This window comes from Streptomyces sp. PTL18 (assembly GCF_059510295.1).
This window is the reverse complement of record NZ_JCAJZO010000130.1, coordinates 1-596: the sequence shown is the minus strand read 5'-3', so window position 1 is coordinate 596 and position 596 is coordinate 1. Positions and strand designations below refer to the sequence as shown.

General features: G+C 73.2%; 1 protein-coding gene. It reads right to left on the bottom strand.

What is annotated here, in order from left to right:
- A partial coding sequence (locus AC5WS8_RS39315) for a CurL C-terminal domain-containing protein (protein WP_496108264.1) occupies window positions 1-596 on the bottom strand: 596 nt, incomplete at both ends.

The window sequence follows — 596 nt, the reverse complement described above, 5'->3', positions numbered from 1 at the left end:
CGTGAACTCGGTACGGTTCAACACGTCCGCGTCCCCGCCGAACACGATCGCCTTGAGATCGAAAGGCAGTTCCGCGTCGACCGCGTCGAAGGCCTCCGCGAACACCGGGTACGTCTCGTACAACTCCCGCCCCATGCCCAGGCGCTGCGAACCCTGACCGGCGAAGAGGAACGCGAGGCGGCGGCCCGCGCGGTCGGCGGCGCCGGTGATCAGGCGGGGGGCGGCGTCACCGGCGGCCAGGGTGGCGAGGCCGCGTTCGAGTTCGTCCCGGTCGGCGGCGAGGACCACGGCACGGTGGTCGAGCGTGCTGCGCGTGGTGGCGAGCGACAGGCCGAGGTCCGCAGGCGTCAGCCGTGGGTCCTCCGACAGGAACGCGCCAAGACGCCCCGCCTGGGCACGCAGGGCGTCGGGGTCGGCCGCGGACAGCGCCAGAGGGAACGTGGTCCGGCCGGTATGGAGGGCGTCCCGCTCGGGGGCCGCGTACTGGAGCGCCGGTTCCTCCGGCGCCTCTTCGAGGATGATGTGGGCGTTGGTGCCGCTGATGCCGAACGAGGACACACCCGCCCGGCGCGGACGGTCCTCCGACCGGGTCCACG